The organism is Caballeronia sp. INML2, from assembly GCF_023631365.1.
GTDB classification, from domain to species: Bacteria; Pseudomonadota; Gammaproteobacteria; order Burkholderiales; family Burkholderiaceae; genus Caballeronia; species Caballeronia turbans.
On sequence record NZ_JALQDH010000046.1, the window covers coordinates 80,030 to 99,742 of the forward strand.

General features: G+C 63.5%; 21 protein-coding genes, 1 pseudogene and 1 CRISPR repeat array. Of the genes and pseudogenes, 9 read left to right on the forward strand and 13 right to left on the reverse strand.

Annotated elements, in window-relative coordinates:
• Window positions 1–34: 34 nt before the first annotated feature.
• From NCT32_RS15050 to tssF, 9 genes and pseudogenes are all read left to right on the forward strand, one after another.
• Window positions 35–328: a hypothetical protein gene (locus NCT32_RS15050; RefSeq protein WP_143756332.1), complete on the forward strand. Its 294-nt coding sequence runs from the start codon at window positions 35–37 to the stop codon at window positions 326–328.
• The gene (gene tssJ / locus NCT32_RS15055; protein ID WP_061118288.1) at window positions 280–1,002 is read left to right on the forward strand and encodes a type VI secretion system lipoprotein TssJ; all 723 of its coding nucleotides are present in this window, start codon (window positions 280–282) and stop codon (window positions 1,000–1,002) included. The genes NCT32_RS15050 and tssJ overlap by 49 nt, the downstream gene beginning before the upstream one ends.
• 100 nt (window positions 1,003–1,102) lie before the next feature.
• Window positions 1,103–1,527 (forward strand): annotated as a pseudogene (gene yiaA / locus NCT32_RS15060) (inner membrane protein YiaA).
• Window positions 1,528–2,015: 488 nt separating this feature from the next.
• The gene (locus NCT32_RS15065; RefSeq protein ID WP_143756331.1) at window positions 2,016–2,225 is read left to right on the forward strand and encodes a hypothetical protein; all 210 of its coding nucleotides are present in this window, start codon (window positions 2,016–2,018) and stop codon (window positions 2,223–2,225) included.
• A 212-nt stretch (window positions 2,226–2,437) separates the two neighbouring features.
• Complete coding sequence (locus NCT32_RS15070) at window positions 2,438–2,953, forward strand: hypothetical protein (protein WP_143756330.1); 516 nt, start codon at window positions 2,438–2,440, stop codon at window positions 2,951–2,953.
• 768 nt (window positions 2,954–3,721) lie between these two features.
• Window positions 3,722–4,229: a CRISPR direct-repeat array (repeat unit 27 nt; unit sequence TTCTCAGCTGCCTACGCGGCAGCGAAC).
• Window positions 4,230–4,240: 11 nt separating this feature from the next.
• Complete coding sequence (locus NCT32_RS15075) at window positions 4,241–4,669, forward strand: ShlB/FhaC/HecB family hemolysin secretion/activation protein (protein ID WP_250490429.1); 429 nt, start codon at window positions 4,241–4,243, stop codon at window positions 4,667–4,669.
• A 1,029-nt stretch (window positions 4,670–5,698) separates the two neighbouring features.
• Window positions 5,699–6,352: a M12 family metallopeptidase gene (locus NCT32_RS15080; protein WP_250477306.1), complete on the forward strand. Its 654-nt coding sequence runs from the start codon at window positions 5,699–5,701 to the stop codon at window positions 6,350–6,352.
• Window positions 6,353–6,463: 111 nt separating this feature from the next.
• Window positions 6,464–7,264 (forward strand): type VI secretion IcmF C-terminal domain-containing protein, encoded by an 801-nt coding sequence (locus tag NCT32_RS15085; RefSeq protein WP_061118286.1) that lies wholly within the window; start codon window positions 6,464–6,466, stop codon window positions 7,262–7,264.
• On the forward strand, window positions 7,261–9,120 hold the full coding sequence (gene tssF / locus NCT32_RS15090; RefSeq protein WP_086961047.1) for a type VI secretion system baseplate subunit TssF: 1,860 nt from the start codon (window positions 7,261–7,263) through the stop codon (window positions 9,118–9,120). The genes NCT32_RS15085 and tssF overlap by 4 nt, the downstream gene beginning before the upstream one ends.
• 76 nt (window positions 9,121–9,196) lie before the next feature.
• Here the strand turns inward: tssF and NCT32_RS15095 are convergent, their stop codons facing one another.
• The 13 genes from NCT32_RS15095 to NCT32_RS15155 are packed head-to-tail and all read right to left on the reverse strand — an operon-like array spanning window position 9,197 to window position 19,688.
• Window positions 9,197–10,222 carry a tetratricopeptide repeat protein gene (locus NCT32_RS15095; protein WP_061118285.1) on the reverse strand — a complete coding sequence of 342 codons (1,026 nt, stop codon included), beginning with the start codon at window positions 10,220–10,222 and terminating at the stop codon, window positions 9,197–9,199.
• Entirely contained in the window at window positions 10,219–10,611 is a 393-nt protein-coding gene (locus NCT32_RS15100) for a cytochrome c-type biogenesis protein (protein ID WP_061118284.1), read from the reverse strand. Before NCT32_RS15100 ends, NCT32_RS15095 begins: the two co-directional genes overlap by 4 nt.
• Window positions 10,604–11,143, reverse strand: a complete 540-nt coding sequence (locus NCT32_RS15105; protein WP_061118283.1) for a DsbE family thiol:disulfide interchange protein — start codon at window positions 11,141–11,143, stop codon at window positions 10,604–10,606. Before NCT32_RS15105 ends, NCT32_RS15100 begins: the two co-directional genes overlap by 8 nt.
• On the reverse strand, window positions 11,140–13,110 hold the full coding sequence (locus NCT32_RS15110) for a heme lyase CcmF/NrfE family subunit (RefSeq protein WP_061118282.1): 1,971 nt from the start codon (window positions 13,108–13,110) through the stop codon (window positions 11,140–11,142). Before NCT32_RS15110 ends, NCT32_RS15105 begins: the two co-directional genes overlap by 4 nt.
• Complete coding sequence (ccmE, locus tag NCT32_RS15115) at window positions 13,107–13,562, reverse strand: cytochrome c maturation protein CcmE (RefSeq protein ID WP_061118281.1); 456 nt, start codon at window positions 13,560–13,562, stop codon at window positions 13,107–13,109. The genes NCT32_RS15110 and ccmE overlap by 4 nt, the downstream gene beginning before the upstream one ends.
• Window positions 13,559–13,699: a hypothetical protein gene (locus tag NCT32_RS15120; protein ID WP_250477308.1), complete on the reverse strand. Its 141-nt coding sequence runs from the start codon at window positions 13,697–13,699 to the stop codon at window positions 13,559–13,561. The genes ccmE and NCT32_RS15120 overlap by 4 nt, the downstream gene beginning before the upstream one ends.
• Window positions 13,696–14,439 carry a heme ABC transporter permease CcmC gene (gene ccmC, locus NCT32_RS15125; protein ID WP_061118280.1) on the reverse strand — a complete coding sequence of 248 codons (744 nt, stop codon included), beginning with the start codon at window positions 14,437–14,439 and terminating at the stop codon, window positions 13,696–13,698. The genes NCT32_RS15120 and ccmC overlap by 4 nt, the downstream gene beginning before the upstream one ends.
• Window positions 14,440–14,444: 5 nt before the next feature.
• On the reverse strand, window positions 14,445–15,113 hold the full coding sequence (gene ccmB / locus NCT32_RS15130) for a heme exporter protein CcmB (RefSeq protein ID WP_061118279.1): 669 nt from the start codon (window positions 15,111–15,113) through the stop codon (window positions 14,445–14,447).
• Window positions 15,110–15,733: a cytochrome c biogenesis heme-transporting ATPase CcmA gene (gene ccmA, locus NCT32_RS15135; RefSeq protein WP_061118278.1), complete on the reverse strand. Its 624-nt coding sequence runs from the start codon at window positions 15,731–15,733 to the stop codon at window positions 15,110–15,112. Before ccmA ends, ccmB begins: the two co-directional genes overlap by 4 nt.
• A 42-nt stretch (window positions 15,734–15,775) precedes the next feature.
• Window positions 15,776–16,381: a NapC/NirT family cytochrome c gene (locus NCT32_RS15140; RefSeq protein WP_061118277.1), complete on the reverse strand. Its 606-nt coding sequence runs from the start codon at window positions 16,379–16,381 to the stop codon at window positions 15,776–15,778.
• 9 nt (window positions 16,382–16,390) lie between these two features.
• Window positions 16,391–16,876: a nitrate reductase cytochrome c-type subunit gene (locus NCT32_RS15145; protein ID WP_061118276.1), complete on the reverse strand. Its 486-nt coding sequence runs from the start codon at window positions 16,874–16,876 to the stop codon at window positions 16,391–16,393.
• Between the two features lie 9 nt (window positions 16,877–16,885).
• The gene (napA, locus tag NCT32_RS15150; RefSeq protein ID WP_061118275.1) at window positions 16,886–19,369 is read right to left on the reverse strand and encodes a periplasmic nitrate reductase subunit alpha; all 2,484 of its coding nucleotides are present in this window, start codon (window positions 19,367–19,369) and stop codon (window positions 16,886–16,888) included.
• Entirely contained in the window at window positions 19,341–19,688 is a 348-nt protein-coding gene (locus NCT32_RS15155; protein ID WP_061118274.1) for a chaperone NapD, read from the reverse strand. The genes napA and NCT32_RS15155 overlap by 29 nt, the downstream gene beginning before the upstream one ends.
• Between the last annotated feature and the right edge of the window lie 25 nt (window positions 19,689–19,713).

The following is a 19,713-nucleotide window of genomic DNA, read 5'->3' on the forward strand; positions in this document are numbered from 1 at the left end:
AGGCCGGCACGTTTGCCAAAAGATCCACGGCCCCTTGGACGACGCGCAAACGAGCCGCATCTTGCGTCCGATGCCGTCGACAACGGACAAGCTCGAAGCGGAAATCGCCCAGATGGCGGAGATGCAAACCGCTTCAAGACATCCCACGCATTTGCGGCATACAGGCTGCGACACCGAATTGAGCGCTGCGCTGCTATCTGCGATCAAAGGTGATCCCCAACAACGCTTGATCGAGCGCTCGTTTGACCACGCCGTTGGCCTTGCAAGTCCGACGACCGGTTGGATCATGCTGGCGACGGCGTTGGAGGGCGTTCAGGGTGGTGCTTAAGCGCACTTGGCGTGGCCGGATGCGGCGCGTGGCAGGCCACCAAAGACAGCACGGTGGACGCCGCAGAGTGGCTCTTCACGACGCAAGTCAAGACGATGAACGTCGAACTCAACGGGCGCGCCGCGTTGAACGGCAACGCCACCGGCCAGTCGCTCTCGACGGTGGTGAGGTTCTATCAGCTCAAGGATTCGAAAACCTTCGCGCAACTCGAATACGCGCAGTTGCAGAACAACGATCTCGAGTTGCTCAAGGCGGACCTCGTCGCGACGAAAGATGTCGTGCTGCGCCCGGGTGCTGCCGCCAGCATCAGCGAGCCGATGAATAAGGACGCGGAATATGTCGGCGTAGTGGCGTTCTTCCGCGCGCCCAGCAGCGACGGCGTGTGGAAGCTGCTGATTGCGAAGAAGCAGTGGAAGGATACGGATCCGGTCAATATCAGTGTGCAAGGCAACCTGCTTGCGATGGCGGGGGCGAACCCGAAACCTGTCAAGCACGATGCACCTCAACAGTCCGCAACGGCCGTGGCTGCATCGGCAGCGTCGAGCGTGTCGACTGCCTCAGCCGCTAGCAAGGCGGCAGCGCAAAACATCAGCTCGGCCGCCGATGCGCTCACGAGCGCGAAGGCGAGCGCGGCTGGGCTTTCAAAGAGTGCAGCCGGGCTGCTTTCGCATTGACGCAACAGATTGATTTCATTCGATGCCGCGGCCTCCAGAGATGGCGGGGCTCGCGTCGCCGATCCCTACCTTTATATTCAATCAACAGGAAGTCAGAATCATGAGTCGATCCCTTCAACAACCGTCGTTGGCCTTCGTCGTCGCTTCGTGGGCGCATTGATCGCGGGTCTTTGCGCGTACCTTGCCGGACTCTGGAACGCGGGTATGCAACTCAATGAAAAGGGCTATTACTTCACGGTGCTCGTCTTCGGGCTTTACGCGGCTATTTCCTTGCAAAAGAGCGTGCGCGACCGCGTTGAAGGCATTCCGGTTACGACGATCTACTACGGTCTGAGCTGGACTTCGCTCACGCTCGCCGTCGTGCTGCTGGTGGTGGGTCTCATCAACGCGACGCTGGCGTTGAGCGAGAAGGGCTTTTATGCGATGTCGTTTGTTCTTGCGCTGTTCGGCGCCATCGCAGTGCAGAAGAATACGCGCGACATTCAGGCCGCGCCGCGCTCATCGCCCGGAATGGAGTCCAACTGAAAGACATCGCCAAGGCGTGCTCATGCGGGCGCAGCGTGAAGGGGCGAGCGAGCGATAGTGGCTGTCGAATAATCGCTTGACGCGATCATGAGCACGCAGGCAAACCGGTATTAAAGATACAGCGCGAACAGACGCACGAAATCTATGCAAACCAATCCCATCTCGCCAAACTGCACGCACGAGCGGCCGAGCCTGGTTGGCGTTGCCGCTCGCAGGAACGGCTGGGTGATCGCATTCGCGACGACTTCGAGTGCGCAAAGGGGCACCGTTTGGAACGACACGGGAATTTTTCCTCCACAACAAGCGTAATGCCCCTCGATGTGAACAATACCGGGCTGACGATATCAAGGCGCGTTGGCCGGCATGCGTCGCTCAACGCGGGGGTGTGCTGCTTGACACCTTCACGGGGCGAAACGAACGTTATCGCTTGCGTTGCACGCAAAGCCATGAGTGGGAGACGCTCGGAAGCGTGATCGGCCAAGGAGCAAATGCAGGAGATCGCAGCATCGCCAGGCGGACAGTGCTTGTCACAAGCGATCCTGATCCGCACCGCCAAGCTCAGATGGAAGTGCCACCTCGGACATGTCTGGCAGGCGCTTCCGCACAACATCAAGAAGGGACGATGGTGCCCGGATTGCGCGCGGCTTGAGCGCACGAAGAATCGGAACAAGCGTAAGCGTTACGGCTTCGAGGGATGAGTGCGCGTGACGTTCCATGGGTAATCGTTTCAACGAGGAAATCCGTTTGGGAATCTGATTCTGCGGGGCTTCTCAGATCAATATGAGCGCCATGCCAACCAACCCTTATCTGGACAACGTGCGCGGTAGACAGTAGGCGTTTGCGCCTGGCGGACATTCAGCGTGCGGTTGAGAAAAAAGGTGGGCGGTGCCTGTCGACGGAGTACGTAAACGTGGATACGCCGCTGTTGTTCGAATGCGCGGCGGGCCATCGCTGGCATACCGCGTATAAATATATACAGGGCGGAAGCTGGTGCTGGCAGTGCTATTGCGAGCGCTCTCGCGATGGAATCGATAAGATGCGAGCGCTCGCGGAAAGCCATGGGGGCAAGTGTCTGTCCGAGACCTACGAGAACCAGATGCAGCCATTGCGCTGGCGCTGCAAACAGGGGCACGAATGGGAGTCGCCGGCGATTGTCGCCAAGCAGCACTGGTGCATGCGCTGTTACCGGGAGCGGCGTCGGCTGGGTATCGAGAAGATGCACGAGCTCGCAGCCAGCCGAGGCGGGCGTTGCCTGTCGGAGGTGTATGTTTCGACGTTCCATCCGCTGCAATGGGAGTGCCACTTGGGGCATCGCTGGACAGCGCAGCCGCAGGGCCTGCTCAGAGGAAGCTGGTGTCCGCTATGCGCGAACCTGGCGCGTTCGAAGAAGCATGTCAAACGACGGAAATATGATTTTGAAGGGTGAGGGCAACGCGCGGGCTGATGACATGGTCGCGTGCGTTGATCGACTAGCAATGATTTACGACTGAAATGACGATGAAGCCATACCAATTTCGTGACGGTGACACGGTGACGGAAGCCGCTCGCGTCAAGGTGTGTTGCTGTATGCCCACGCCCAATCCTGCCGTAGACGCGTTCGTGCATCGGGGTTCGAGCGCGTGAAGAAGCCATCGCTTTTTTATCGGATGGCCGACGTTCATGGGGTGGATGTTCAATAGCAATACCGGAGAGGCAATCGCCCTGTCCAATGCCGAACCGTACTGGAATCCGGTCGAAGCGGCGATTACTTCGGGCGCCGTGGATTCGCGGACCGGCAAGGAACAACAACCTGGAGCGTGGTCTGGCGATTCACTTACGGGGTGGATGGCGTGAGGTATGCAGGGTGCAGCGACAGCATTCGTTATAGGACCGGTCAGATCTTTTCGTTGCCAAGGCTGCAGAAAAGGATCGGGACTCACGCCCGGTTGGCGCAACGGTTACGGCGTGATGTGACCCAAGCGATCCTTTTGGGGCGGTGCTTGATCGCAGACCGAGTCGAGATAGTGATCAGCAGATGCTTTGGCTTACATGCGGTGGACTAGACTGAATCTGACAGTGGTTGGTTTCTCATGCTGGCGCGCAGTGGCGCGGAGGGCGTAGCCGGTAGCGCAATGCGCGCCGCGAACAGCAAGGAGTCCGCCATGACTCAGGAACAGAAGGTCATCCGTGCGTACATGCACAACCGGCATGCATCTTCTCAGCTGCCTACGCGGCAGCGAACACAGCTTCATCCACTCCAGTGCGACGGGGCGACTTTCTCAGCTGCCTACGCGGCAGCGAACCCGAGATCGCCGCGCTGCGCGAAGCTCTGAAACTTCTCAGCTGCCTACGCGGCAGCGAACCTTTGCTCGCCATGCTCGACGCGGGTGCTTCGCTTCTCAGCTGCCTACGCGGCAGCGAACATTGCGATTAAGGCGTAAGACCTTCCCATATGCTTCTCAGCTGCCTACGCGGCAGCGAACACGCTTGACCGCCTCGAGCTCGTTCGGGAATCCTTCTCAGCTGCCTACGAGGCAGCGAACCATGATGAATGTCTGGCACTTTCGATTCAGACCTTCTCAGCTGCCTACGCGGCAGCGAACAACGCCTCCAGCGTGAGCGCGGAGCGGATCATCTTCTCAGCTGCCTACGCGGCAGCGAACACGGTGCAAGCCGCCGCCTACAAGCTCGTGCTCTTCTCAGCTGCCTACGCGGCAGCGAACTGAACCTGTCGGTGCCGTTCGCGATTGCGTCGCAGCCGCTGCGGTATGTGACCACGTTTCATGGTCAATACACCAACGACACGCTGTTCTACATCGACGATCTGACTATCGGCAGCCGATATACCGTGCGCGGCTTCGACGGTGAGCAGATGCTGGCGGGCGAGAAGGGCTTCTTCTGGCGCAACGAATTGCAGGCGCCGATTGGCAAGACCGGACAGACGCTTTACGCGGGCATCGACTACGGGCGCGTGTTCGGACCAAATACGGCCTTCCTTGCAGGGACGCAACTCGTCGGTGCGGTGATCGGCATTCGCGGCGGTGTGCCCTCGAAGTACGCGGGTTTCAGTTACGACCTGTTCGCCGGCACGCCGATCTACAAACCTTCCGCACTTGAAACTTCGCGCGTGACGCTTGGTTTTCAGATGACCGCGCAGTTCTGAGAAAATTCAAGACATCGGTCACCCCTACTGTCGTCGCCATCACGGAAGAAACAAACGGTGCGCGACCGCGCCGCCCCAGTAGAGGAGGCCGCTAGCGTCACGCTCGAACGTCACGAGGCGCCAGCGCGGGACTGGCAAGTGCGTCAGGCACGTACGGTCGCGGCAGCCACTGTCATCGTGACGTGCAAGCGCCGCCGAATGGTGCCAAATCGGCCAGTCGGCGTGATCCGAAAGTCGTCGGGAACACTCCGGGGACAGTCGAGGGGCATCCAGGCGCACGAATAGATTTGACCCCTCTGTTTATGAAAGACTTGGTGCCCCTGTATTCCCTCCATGCCCCGTTCACAGGGTTCGAGTCCCACCCGGCCCACCAGTATTTACATAAAAAAGTAACAGTTCCTGACGAGGGCTTTCAGGGACACTCCGGGGACAGTTCAGGGCCGCGGGTGGGTCACGTCACCACTCGGGCCTTCGGACTCTTGCCTTGCCCCGCCCGCGTATGCGCGCTTCTACTCCGCATCCCTTGCGGTTCGCCCACGCCTTGTGGGCAGCACGCCGATAATCCAAAAATAATTGCGGCCGACGGGAGTACGCGCGAGCACCGCGCTTATCACAAGGGAACAGCGGTTTGCCGCGTCTGCCGCCTTCATGACGATGGTCATCTTCACAAGCCAGGCGGGGCCGGACCTGCTTGTGGAAATTCAGGCGATGTGCCGCGCTCCACCTTTGCGGCCACCGCGAACAGCTAATCGATCACGGATTCTTGCAATCCGGATCGGAACGACAATGGGCAGTTGAGTGCGACGAATATGTCATGGCGTGCCGTTTTTTTGGCCCGCCGGAAGGTGGCTTTCATCGCGCGGGACTTGCCGCCATTCGATTGCTTGAAAGCAGTAGATTTCAATTTTATTCATAAACGCGAAGCGTTTGGAAATATTCTGTAATGAACGAGACAGTTTGATCGCGCGCTAAAAATATACTTCTTATGCCATGCGTGAGGACGCGTGGATTGTCATAACGGATAAAAAGATGAAGGGGCTAAGGGATTTGGCGCTGGCGATATTATCAGGAATGCTAATCAGTGGGTGCGGCGGAAGCGATGGAGGCAGCGAAGCTCTGACTTCCGCGAGCAGGAGTTCTGCCGCGCAGTGGACGGCGCAGGAGAAGGCGACGGTGAAGGGATACGCGTTGTCGACTGTTATTTGGGATCATGTTCCTATCGGCGTGTGCTGGGACATGAACAATGCCGATTTCGCGCTATATTCCGCAGAGCGTAGCTGGACTCGCTCCGCGATCGAAGAAACGTGGGAGAAATATTCCGGCGTACAGTTTATGGGCTGGCAGCAGTGCGTCAGTAATCCGAACTACTACGGTATTCGGATTACGGTCGAGGACAGCGGCCCGCACACGCGGGGGTTGGGTGCGATGCTGAACAATGCTCAAGGCGGAATGGCGCTGAATTTCACTTTCAAGAACTGGACCCCGAGTTGTCAGGGGCGCGAGGAATATTGCATTCGTCGGGTCGCCGCGCACGAATTCGGCCATGCGCTGGGCTTCGCGCATGAGCAAAATCGGCCGGATACGCCATCGTCGTGTAACGAGCCTGCACAGGGCACCAATGGCGACACGATGGTCGGCCCGTGGGATCTCGCGTCGGTCATGAATTACTGCAACCCGAAATAGGGCAAGCTCTCCGAACTCACACAGGCGCGCGACGACGCGGCCCTCACCGCCGCGAGCCTCGGCTCGCAATGGTCGGGCTTCGGCAATGCGCTGTTCGCCCACCCGCTCGATGTGGCGTGGCAGACCATCCTGCAACCCGCGGCAGCGAGCTTGAACGAGGCGTGGCGCTTATCGGTCGCCGCCCCCTTCACCAGTACTTTCGATGGCCATTATCCCTTCTCGGACACAACCGCTGACGCGTCTTTCGTCGAGTTGGGCCGCTACATCAAACCCGATTCCGGGCTGATCGCGCGTTTCGTGACGACGCAACTCGCGGGCATGCTCCAGCCTCAAGGCAACGCCTGGGCGCCGAACGAACTCGCGCCACAAGCGTTGCAATTCGATCCTGCGTTTCTCGCGGCGCTGCGCCAGTTGTCGACGCTCGGCGCGCAGATGTATGCGCAGGGCGATGCCAGCTACCGATTCCAGATCATGCCGCATCCGACGCCCGAGGTGACGCGCAGCATTCTGAGCATCGACGGCACGAAGATCGAGTACTTCAATCAACTGGAGGCGTACACATCGATCGTATGGCCTGGCAACGGCCAGAACGGCCGTGTCCAACTGACGTGGGAATCGCTCGATGCGGGCATGCGCATGGCGTTCGCCGCGAATGGCGATTGGGCGCTATTGCGTTTGCTCGGCACGGCTCAGGTCAAACCGCTCGACAGCACGACCTATGCGCTGACCTTCAATCAGGGCAACGGCGTTCCTCTGCACTACGACCTCAAGACGCAGGTCGGCGCGGGACCGCTCGATTTGCTGAAGCTGCGCGGCTTCAAGTTGCCGCAGCGCATCTTCATGGTTGGCAAGGGCGGCGCGCTTGCTGGAGTCGCGTCCCTGCCGCCGTTGCCACCGGAGATGCAACCATGACCGCCCCATGGAAGCACGTCGCGCTGGAACACGAGAACCCGTTCCTCAAATATTTCGACTCCGAAATGCGCTATCTGCGTGCGGCGTCGGCCGAGTTTGCCAAAGCCCAGCCGGACGCTGCGCGCCGCATGGGAATGCGGTACGGCGAGCAGGGCGACAGCGTGCGCGCGACCTTTGAAGGCTTTGCGCTGCTCATGGCGCGCCTGCGCATGAAGCTCGATGATGGCAACCCGGAGTTCACCGAGGCGCTCATCGACAACTTGTACGAGCATGCTGCGCGGGCGATCCCGTCGCTGTCGATCATCGAATGCACGCCGCTCGGACGCGGGGCCGCGAGCGCAGCGCAAATTCCGGCAGGTGCCGTGGTGCGCTCGGCGCCTGTCGGTCCCGATCGGGTGCAGTGTCTTTATCGGACGACGCAGGCAGTGCAACTGCTGCCGCTCTCGGTCGAGGATGCCGACGTTGCGGTGCGCGATGGCGGACGTACCGCCATTCGCCTCACGTTCCGGCTGTGGCTGGGCGAGCAGCGCGAGGCGACGGATCTGTCGCGCATTCGTCTGTATCTGCACGGCGCGCGGCCCGCTGCAGCCGCGCTTTATGCGGCGCTGACGCGCCAGGTCGCCTCGATCGGTCTGCGCCTGCCTTCGGTGCGCAACGGCGAGTTGCAGCCGCTCGATGGCGTGCGCTTCGAAGCGGCGGGCTTCGGTCCGTCCACGCGGCTTTGGCCGGTCACGGAGCCGGAACGCGACCGCATGCTCGACCGCGAACAGACGCTGCTGGAATATTTCGTGTTCCCTCAAAAATTCCACTTCGTCGATCTGTGCGGCTTCGACGCCTCGGTGCTGCCGGCGGGCGAGTCGCACATGACCTTCGAGATCGAACTGGACGGGCGTGTGCCGGGTGATTATTCGGTAAGCCGCGAGAGCTTCCGTCTTTTCTGCACGCCTGTGATCAACCTGTTCGAAGTGGATGCGCTGCCGCTGCGTCCCACAGACTGGCATGATCGCGAACATCGCGTTCTCGTGCAGCCGGGCGTGGACGATCACATCGAGCCGTATGACGTGCTTGCGGTGACTGCAGCCGACCCGGAAGACAGCGCGCGCCATGCCTATCAGGCGTTCACGAGTTTCCGGCATCGCGGCTGGACGCTGCGCTATGAGAAGCCGGAACGGTATTTCCATAGCTCGAAGCGCTTCGGCGTGACGGGGCGCGAGCTCTGGCTGACGCTCGCGGGCCAGCTATGGGAAGGCTTTCGACGCGAGGCGCGGCACGATAAGAATCGTCCGCCACCGGACCGGCACCTGACCGTGCGCGCGCTCGCGAACAACGGCCGCCTGCCGCGCATGGCGCTCGCCGAGGCGACGATCACCCAGACAGTGTCGGGCTTCACCGGGATCGCGTCGGTGCGCAATCTGACCGCGCCGACCCTGCCGCTGTATCCGCCACGCCATCACCCTGAATACGACTGGCGCGTGCTGGGGCATTTTGCGGCGGGCGCCGCGAACGAATTGAACATGATCGGGATGGCTGGCGCGTCGGCGTTTCGCGCTGCCCTGGAACTCTACGATTGGTTACCCGGCGATGGCATCGAGCGACGCATTGATGCCATCGACGATGTCCGCTTGACCGAGCATCAGACGGTAGGGAAAGGGCATATGCGGTTCGAGATTCGTGTTCATGTGGGGCTCGACACGACCGCCTTCGACGGGCATGGCGACGCGATGCTCTTCGGCGATGTGCTTGGCCGGTTCGTGGGGCGCTATGCGAGCTTCCACCACGCGGTGCGGCTGGTGCTGAGCATCGACGGGAGCCAGACCGTTTATCCGCTCATGGAATTCGAGGACGCGCCTTTTTGACGGCGGAATGGAGCTTGCGAAAAAGTGCCTGGCGCGAATAAACAAAGGTGGCTTGTCCCGCTAAGCACAAACGCACTCAACGCACGACATCACCGATCCTCAACTCGATAACACCTGCCCCGTTCGAAGACACAACTCCGCTCGACCCCGTCATGTCGCCCGGCGCCGGCCGCGCCTGTCCCGATGCCGACACGCGCGCATCGACGCTGACGCGCGAGAAATCCGAGAGACGGCGGCCCGGCGTCATCGACATCGAATCGTCGAGACGCACGGTAGCGGGCAACTGACCCGCCTTCAGGCGCTGTACCGCGAGCGGCATGCGCGAGCCATCGTCGGCGAGCGCGTAGACGAACACCGTGTCGGTCGGACGAACGCGCTTCTCGAACCCCGGGCTCAAACTCACGCGCACTTGCACGGCCGCCCCTTTCACCGTGGCGAGCGCGCGCGTTTCGTCGATATTCCTTTGCGCCTGCTGCGCAATCTCCGGCGCCACGTCCGGCACGTTCTTCAATCGCTGCCAGAACTGAATCGCGTTCGCGTAATCGCGCCGGTCGAACGCGGCCGACGCGGCCAGCGCCAGCGCTTTCGGCTGATTCGCGTCCATGGCGAGGGCGGACTCGACGACCTTCAACGCCGCGTCGTTCAGATTGCCGTCGTTTGCGCTCGCCAAGGCGTCGGCGTAATCCGCGCGCAGTTCCGCGTCGCGCGGGTTCAGCGCGACCGCGCGAAGGTACGCCGCGGTCGCGTCGTCCGGGCGGTCGAGCACCATGTAGGAACGCGCGAGCATCGACCAGCCCTGCGCGTCGTTCGGATCGCGCTGCAGACGCGCGGCCAACAGACTGACCGCCGCTTCCATCGACGCAGGCGTGTCCGCATGTCCCTGCGTCGTTGCGCGGGGCGCAGTCTCTATCGCGAGCGCCGTCGGATCGCCGATGCGCATGTACAGCGTGAGCGCCGACGCCGGCACGAGCGCGATCAGCAAGCCTGCGAGCGCCGCGTGCGCCGTGCCGCGTCCGGCTGTGTGCGCGTAAAGCAGTGGCAGCACGACGCACGCGAGCGCGCCCGTCATCATCGCGGCAACGATCAGCCAGAACGCCATCATGGAGACGGGCTCCTCTGGCGCCGGGCGTTTCGCGCGCGCCGGATATGCCGTGCCATCGCGACCGCGCCGGCCGCGAGCACCGCGAACGGTCCGAACCACAGCGCCCATGTGACGGGCTTCACAGGCGGCCGGTACAGGATGAAGTCGCCATAGCGGCGCACCATGTAGGACCGGATCTCGTCATCGCTCGCGCCGTGTTCCACCTGTTCGCGAATACGCGCGCGAAGATCGGCGGCGAGACTCGCGTTCGAATCGGCAAGGCTCTGGTTCTGGCACACGACGCAGCGAAAATGCTCGGCGAGTCGGCGCGCGCGCTCGTCGTCGGGCGATTCCTGCGCGTGAGCGCACGACACGAGCATGAGGAGAATCGACGCGATGCGTCTAATCACGGCCGTTCTCCTGCCGCAGGACGCCGACGAGCGGCAGAATCACGCGCTCCAGCGACGCGCGGGTAATCGGTCCGGCCTGCCGGTATCGCACGACGCCCGCCCGATCGATCACGAACGTTTCGGGCACGCCATACACGCCATAGTCGATGCCCGTGCGCCCGTCGCGATCCACCAGCGAAGCCACATACGGATTGCCGGCCGTGTCGAGCCACTGCAGCGCGGGCTCGCGCTCGTCCTTGTAGTTCAGGCCGTACACCGGCACGGCCCCGCTGGCCGCGACGTTCATCAGGACCGGATGCTCGTCGCGGCACGCCTCGCACCACGACGCCCACACGTTCAGTATCCACACCTGACCGCGCAGCGCGTCCGACGACACCCGCTCGCCGGACGCATCGAGGCGCGGCAGATCGAACGCGGGCGCGGGCTTGCCGATCAGGGCCGAAGGCAGGCGGCGCGGATCGTGTCTCAGGCCGGCCGCCAGCACCGCGGTCAACAGCGCCAGCACCGCGAGCGGGATCAGGAAGCGCTTCATCGTCCGGTTTCGCCGAGGGGCGGCGGTGTTTCAGCAGCCGGCGCCGGCGCGCGCCGGGACTGCGGCGCACGCTGTCTCATGTAACGCCGGTCCGCCGCGGCGAGCAGGCCGCCGAGCGCCATCAGAATGCAGCCGCCCCAGATCCAGCGCACGAACGGCTTGATCTGGATGCGCACGGTCCACGCGTTGCCGCCGGCCGGCTGATCGAGCGCGACGTAGAGGTCGCGCAGCACCCCATGATCGATGGCCGCTTCGGTCGTCTGCGTGTTCGAGACGAGGAACTCGCGCTTCTCCGGATCGAGCGTGGCGATAGCGCGGCCGTCGCGCGTCACGCTGATCGTCGCGCGCATCGCACGATAGTTCGGGCCGTTGTTTTCGCGTACATCGTCGAGACGGAAGCGATAGCCGCCGACATCGATATGTTCGCCGGGCGCGAGCCGCGCATCGTGTTCGACGGGAAAGCCCTTCACCATTGTCACGCCGACGACGAACACGCCGACGCCCGCATGCGCGAGCCACATGCCGACTGTCGCGAGCCGCACCCGCTGTCTCGCGCTGACGATGCGCTGGTACACGCTCGTCGCGATCGTGGCGAACGTCCACGCCGCGAGGAGAAAGCCCAGGCTCACGAGCGGGCGCGACACGCCGGGCACGAACGCCGACGCGACGCTCACGAGCGCCGCCCAGCGCAGGCGTACGGCGATCTCTGGCAGGCGGGCGGCCTTCCAGCGTGCGAGCGGCGCGACGCCCATCAGAAAGACGGCCGGCGCCATCAGCGGGACGAATACGCTGTCGAAATACGGCGCGCCGACGGAAATCTTGTCGAGGCCGAGTGCGTCGAGGATCATCGGATAGAGCGTGCCGAGCATCACCGAAGCGGCGGCGACCAGCATCAGCAGATTGTTCGACAGCAACAGCGCTTCGCGGGACACCGGCTCGAAGCCCACCGCCGACGATGCCGCGCGCGGCGCCCGCCAGGCGAAGAGCGCGAGGCCGCAGCCCGAAAAGAGGGCGAGCAGCGCGAGGATGAAGACGCCGCGCGCCGGATCGGACGCGAATCCGTGCACCGACGTCACGACGCCGGAGCGCACGAGGAAAGTGCCGAGCAGCGAAAGCGAGAACGCGCAGATCGCGAGCAGCGCGCTCCACGCGCGAAATGCGCCGCGCTTCGCGGTGGCGGCGAGTGAATGAACCAGCGCGGTGCCGACGAGCCACGGCATGAACGACGCGTTCTCGACCGGGTCCCAGAACCACCATCCGCCCCAGCCGAGCTCGTAATACGCCCAGCCGCTGCCAAGCATGATGCCGAGCGTCAGGAACATCCATGCGGCGAGGGTCCAGGCACGCGATGCGCGCGCCCACGCGGCATCGAGCTTGCCGTCGAGCAGGGCCGCGATTGCAAACGCAAACGCGACCGAGAATCCGACGTAGCCCATGTACAGCAAGGGCGGATGGATCACCATGCCCGGGTCTTGCAGGAGCGGATTCAGATCGCGGCCGTTCATCGCGGGCGGCATGATGCGCGTGAACGGATTCGACGTCAGCAGCATGAACAGCAGAAAGCCCGCATCGAGCCAGCTCATCACGCCGAGCACGCGCGCGGCGAACGGCTGGGCAAGCCGGCGGCCGAACGCGGCGACGGCCGTCATCCAGAGCGTCAACAGAAGCGTCCAGAGCAGCAGCGAGCCTTCGTGGCCGCCCCAGACGGCGGTGAATCGATAGATCGCCGGAAGCGCCGAATTGGAATTCTCGACGACGTAGATCACCGAGAAATCATCGCCGAGAAAGGACGCCGCGAGACAGCCGAACGCGATCGCGATGAAGCCGAATTGCCCGCACGCGGCGGGCGCGGCGACGCGCATCCATTGCGGGATCCCGAAGCGCGCGCCGAGCATCGGCACGATGCCCGCGATGAGCGCGAGCAGCATCGCCAGAATCAGCGCGAAGTGGCCGAGCTCGGGAATCATCGGCGCGTGGCCGGGTTCGCGTCCGCCGCAGCGCGCACTTCGCGCAGCGCGCGTTCGACTTGCGGCGGCATGTACTTCTCGTCGTGCTTCGCGAGGACTTCGTCGGCGTGAAAGCGGCCATCGGCGCCGAGCGTGCCTTGTGCAACGACGCCGCTGCCTTCGCGCAAGAGATCGGGCAGCGCGCCCGCGTACGTGACCGTCACCGATGCGCGTTCGTCCGTGACGACGAAGCGGACGGCGCGGCCACCGTCATCGCGCACGAGCGAGCCGCGCTCGACGAGCCCGCCGAGCCGGAAGCGCTGCGTGCGCGACGCGTCGTGCGAGGCGATCTGGCTCGGGCTCACGAAGAACATGACGTTGGCGCGAAACGCATTGAGCACGAGCGCGCACGCGAGCCCGGCGCTCGCAACGCCGAACGCGATGAACGCGAACCGGCGATGCCGCGCCCTCATCGGCGCGACTCCGGTTCGCGCAGCGCGCGGAGCACGAGCCACGCTTGCGCGCCCATCAGCGAAAAGGTGATCGCGAACGCGGCCGAGAGGATCGGGTTCGCGGCGAGCATCGCGATGACGGACTCGACCATGTTCATGCTGCATGCTCCCGGATTCGCGCGGGAGCTTCGTCGCCCGCCGGCATGCGATCTGCCGCGCGCATGATGACGCGCACGCGCGCGAGCGATACCGCGATCGCATACGACCAGAATCCGGCGCTCATCACGACGATGCCCCATGCCATCGATGCGGTCATCGACACGCCGCTGCCGAAGCCGAGCGATGGCCCCTGGTGCAGCGTGTACCACCACTGCACGGAAAAATAGATGATCGGAATGTTGACGACGCCGATCAGCGCGAGCACCGAGCACGCGCGGTCCGCGCGGCGCGTGCCGTCGATCGCGGCATGCAGCGCAAGAAAGCCGACGTACAGGAAGAAGAGGATCAGTTCTGACGTGAGCCGCGCGTCCCAGACCCACCACGTGCCCCAGGTCGGCTTGCCCCACAGCGCGCCGGTAATCAGCGCGATCGCGGTGAAGAGGGCGCCGGTCGGGGCGAGCGCGCGCGCCATCATCGCTGAGAGGCGCGCGTTCATCGCGAGATGCAGCGCGCTGTATGCGGCCATCACGAGATAGATGAACATCGACATCCACGCGGCGGGAACATGCACGAACATGATGCGGTAGATGTCGCGCTGCAGCGCATCGGCGGGCGCGATAACGAGGCCGATCACGAGCCCCGCCGCGATCAACGCGATGCACGCGATGCCGAACCACGGCGTCGCGCGTGCGGCGAAGCGTTCGAAGTTGCGCGGGGACGCATAGCGAAAGCAGTTCATGGGCGCTATTCCATCGAGATGCGCAGGGCCGCGGCGCTCGCCCACGGACATAGCCAGAGCGCAAGACAGAGGGCCGCCGCGAGCAGCGAGACGTTCGCGTTCGACCACGCGCTGCTCGCGGCCGGATCGGCCACGCCGACGCCGAACACGAGCACCGGCACGTAAAGCGGCAGGATCAGAAGTGCGAGCACGACGCTGCCGCCGCGCACGCCGAGCGTGAGCGCCGCGCCCATCGAGCCGATCAGCGAGAGCAGCGGCGTGCCGATCAGAAGCGAAACCATCAGCATGAGAATCGTGCGTGCGTCCAGCCCGTATTCGAGCGCGACGACCGGCGCGAGCACGACGAGCGCGAGACCCGTCGTGAGCCAGTGCGCGGCGATTTTGCCGAGCACGATGCCCGCGAGCGGCTGCGGCGAAAGCAGCATCTGCTCGAGTGCACCGCTCGCGAAATCGTTGCTGAAGAGCTGGCCCGCCGACAGCAAGGCCGCGAACAATGCCGTGACCCACAGCACGCCCGGCGCAATCGCCTGCAATAGCTTCGGATCGGAACCGATGCCGAGCGGAAACAGGCTCGACGCCAGGATGAAGAACAGCAGCACGGAAAGCGTCACGGTGCGGGAGCGCCAGTTCAGGCGCAGTTCGCGGCGAATGACCTGAAGCGTCAGCCCGATCATGCCGCGCCTCGCTCCAGATGCAGGTGCCGCGTGCGCGCGGCATCGACGGGCAACGGGCGATGCGTCGTCGCGACGAGCGTGCCGCCTTCATGCAGATGCGCGTCGACGCATTCGGCAAACCAGCGCGCGCCGCTTTCGTCGATGGCGTCGGTGGGTTCGTCGAGCAGCCAGAGCCGCCTGGCCGAAAGCACGAGGCGCGCGAGCGCGACGCGCCGTCTTTGCCCCTGCGACAGACGGTTGAGGCGCGTGTGCAGGAGCGGCCGCACGCCCGCGCGCTCGAGCACATCGCACTCGCTCCGGTATGCCATGCTCGCGCCGAGCAGCGCGGCGAAACGAAGATTCTCGTCGACGGTCAGTTCTCCGTTGAAACCGTCGGCATGGCCGAGCCAGGCAAGGTCATGGCGAAAGCGCGCAGGATGCTCGCGCACGTCCACGCCGCGCCACGACACGCTTCCCGCCGCGGGCGGCAGCAAGCCCGCGAGGGTGGCGATCAGCGAGCTCTTGCCGCTGCCGTTCGCGCCGTGGATGAGCAGCGCCGCGCCGGCATCGACGTGAAAATCCGCGCCGGCCACGATGGTGCGGCCGCCGCGCATCACGTCGAGTTGCCGGGCGCTGAGCATCGATGTTTCCTCTCTCGTTGTGACCAGACCCTTGAGCCGCGCTCACTGCTTCTTTCGGTTCTCGATCTCCTGCGCCTTCGTCATGTTCGGCAATTCATGCGCGATGCCCTTGTGGCAATCGATGCACGTCTTCTCGCCCGTCTCGAGGAAACGCTGATGCGCCTCCTGCGCGCGCGGGCTCTGGCGCGTGAAGTCCATGTACTGGAACGAGTGGCAGTTGCGGCATTCGAGCGAATCGTTGGCCTTGAAGCGCGCCCATTCGTGCTCGGCGAGTTCGAGCCGCTTGTCGAGGAATTTCTCGCGCGTGTTCACGGTGCCGAATACCTTGGCCCACACTTCCTTCGACGCCTGCATTTTGCGCGCGATCTTGTCCGTCCAGTTGTGCGGCACGTGGCAGTCGGAGCACTTGGCATGCACGCCCGAGCGGTTGCTGAAGTGGATCGTGTTCTTGAGTTCGGCAAAGGTGTTGTCGCGCATTTCGTGACAGCCGGTGCAGAACACTTCGGTGTTGGTCAGTTCCATCGCCGTATTGAAGGCGCCCCAGAAGATCACGCCCGCGACGAAGCCGCCCAATGTCAGAAAGCCGAGGCTGTAGTACAGGCTCGGCCGTCGAATGGTGACCCAGTAGCGCTTGATCAGTGCCCACATGTCGATCGCTCATCGTTTCTGGTTCTTGGATGCCGGCTGCCGCCTGATGTCTTCGATCGCGACGAACGTATTCCCGACGAGCGGCTTCGCGTCCGCCTGCGGAACGTGGCACTGCGTGCAGAAATAGCGGCGCGGCGACAGATGCCCGGACACCACGCCCTCGCGGTCCATGTAATGCGAAACCGCGACGGGCACGGCGCCGCTCTCTTCGACACGGCTGCGCGCATGACACGCGAGACAGCGGTTCGCGTTCTTGTCGAGCTGATAGTTGTCGATCTTGTGCGGGATCGTCGGCGGCTGCTGCGCGTAGTTGAGGCCGCGTATCACGTCCTTGTTTTCGGTGGGCGCCATGAGCGGGGCCCGGGTCTCTTCGCCGATCGGCGTCAGGCCGCGCAGCGAGTCGTGGAACGGCAGATTCGGGACCGTGGGCTGCGCGATCGCGATGACGGCAAGAGCGAGCAGCGATGCGATGACGAGAGCGATCAGCGTGCGCATGTCGTGCTCCTAGACCCGCACGATCCTGACCGCGCACTTCTTGTAGTCGGTCTGGAAGGAGATCGGATCGGTCGCGTCGAGCGTCACCTTGTTGATGAGCTGGCTCGCATCGAACCACGGCACGAACACGAGCCCGCGCGGCGGCTTGTCGCGGCCGCGCGTCTCCACGCGCGTGCGCATCTCGCCGCGCCGGGATATCACGCGCACTTCCACGCCGCGCCGGATGCCGAGTGCCTTCGCGTCATCGGGATGCATGAAGCACACGGCGTTCGGAAACGCGCGATAGAGCTCGGGCACGCGGCGCGTCATCGAACCGGAATGCCAGTGTTCGAGCACACGGCCGGTCGCGAGCCAGAACGGATATTCCTTGTCCGGCGATTCGGCGGGCGGCTCGTAGGGCAGCGCGTAGATCACCGCGCGGCCGTCCGGATTGCCGTAGAACTGCCAGTCGGCGCCGGCCTTCACATAGGGATCGGATCCTTCCTTGTAGCGCCAGCGCGTTTCCTTGCCGTCGACGACCGGCCAGCGGATGCCGCGCGCCTGGTGATACATGTCGAACGGCGCGAGATCATGACCATGTCCGCGCCCGAAACTCGCGTACTCCTCGAAGAGCCCCTTCTGGATGTAGAAGCCGAACGCCGCGGCTTCGTTGTTGCGATACTTCGCGTCCACTTGCGATGCGGGAAACTTGTCGACCTGGCCGTTTCGATAAAGGATGTCGTAGAGCGTCTTGCCCTTGTACTCCGGCTTCTTCGCGATCAGTTCGGCGGGCCAGACTTCCTCGACCTTGAAGCGCTTGGAGAATTCGACGAGTTGCCAGAGATCCGAATGCGCGCCCCCGGGCGCCTGCACCAGCTGATGCCAGAACTGCGTGCGCCGCTCCGCGTTGCCATATGCGCCTTCTTTCTCGACCCACATCGCCGACGGCAGGATCAGATCGGCGGCGACGGCCGTGACCGTCGGATAAACCTCCGACACGACGACAAAATTCGAATCCTTGCGATACCCCGGCAGCGCCTCGTTGTTGATGTTCGCGGCGGCCTGCATGTTGTTGTTGACCATCACCCAATAGGCGTTGATCTTGCCGTCGTGCAGCATGCGGTTCTGCTGGACGGCGTGAAAGCCCGGCTTGTCGGGAATGGTTCCGCTCGGCAGCTTCCAGATGTGCTCGGCTTCCTCGCGATGCTTCGGGTTGGTCACGACCATGTCGGCGGGCAGCCGATGCGAGAACGTGCCGACTTCACGCGCCGTGCCGCACGCCGAAGGCTGTCCCGTGAGCGAGAACGGGCTGTTGCCCGGCGTCGAAATCTTGCCCGTCAGCAGGTGCAGGTTGTAGACCATGTTGTTGGCCCATGTGCCGCGCGTGTGCTGGTTGAAGCCCATCGTCCAGAAAGACACGACTTTGGTCTTCGGATCGGCGTATAGCTGCGCCAACTGGTCGAGCTTGTTCTTCGGCACGCCCGAGAGCTTCGTCACATAGGCTGCGTCATAGCGCGAGACGAACCGCGCGAATTCTTCGAAGCCGATGGGCTGCGAGCCGTTCGGGTCGCCGGCGTTCTTCGCCGCCTTTTGCAGCGGATCGTCCGGCCGCAAGCCATAGCCGATATCCGTATTGCCCTTCCTGAAATTCGTGTGCTTGTCGACGAACGCCCGGTTCACCTTGCCATTCCTGATGATGTAGTTCGCGATGTAATTCATGATCGCGAGATCGGATTGCGGCGTGAAGACGATGGTCTCGTCGGCGAGATCGAACGAACGATGCTCGAATGTCGAGAGGGCGACGACGCGCACGTTCTGGTTCGACAGCCGCCGCGCCGTCACGCGCGTCCATAGCACCGGATGCATCTCGGCCATGTTGGAGCCCCAGAGCACGAAGGCATCGGTTGCCTCGATATCGTCGTAGCAGCCCATCGGCTCGTCCATGCCGAAGGTGCGCATGAAGCCCGTCACGGCCGAGGCCATGCAGTGCCGCGCGTTGGGGTCGATGTTGTTGCTTCGAAAGCCCGCTTTCATGAGCTTGACGGCCGCATAGCCTTCCCACACGGTCCATTGCCCCGAGCCGAACATGCCGATGGCAGTCGGCCCTTTTTCCTTCAGCACGCGCTTGAACTGCTCGGCCATCACATTGAACGCGACGTCCCAGGAGACGGGCAGGAACTCGCCGTTCTTGTCGAACTTGCCGTCCTTCATGCGCATGAGCGGTGTCGTCAGGCGATCCTGGCCGTACATGATCTTCGAGAGGAAGTAGCCCTTCACGCAGTTGAGCCCGCGATTGACCTCGGCTTGCGGGTCCGCCTGTGTCGCGACCACCTGATTGCCCTTCACGCCGACGAGCACGCCGCATCCCGTGCCGCAGAACCGGCACGGCGCCTTGGACCACGCGATGTCGTCGCTCTCGGCGACGGCCTCCATGCCGGGCAGCGTGATGCCCGCGGACGCGGCGGCCGTGGCGGCGGCCGTCTGCTTAATGAACGCGCGACGAGTCAGTTTCATCGGCGATATCCTCGTTCAGCGAATCGGCGTGTTCGTGATGCTGGTAGACGAGCGCGATGCTTACCACATCGGGTATCGATTGCGCCGCGTGCAACTGGTCGGCGACACAGGACGAACGGTCCGCTTCGAGCGTGAGCACGATCCTGCCGTCGGTGCTCGATCCGTGAACCTGTGCACCGGGTAATGCGGTGAGCGCCTGCGTGACGCTCGGCAATGCTTCTATTCGTGCGTATACAACGACGCCGGCGATGTGATATTCGCAAGACTCATCCGTCTTATCGGCGAAACGATCATTGCTATCGACGGGCTCGAGATCCATTTGATTGAAATAGTCGCGACGCTCG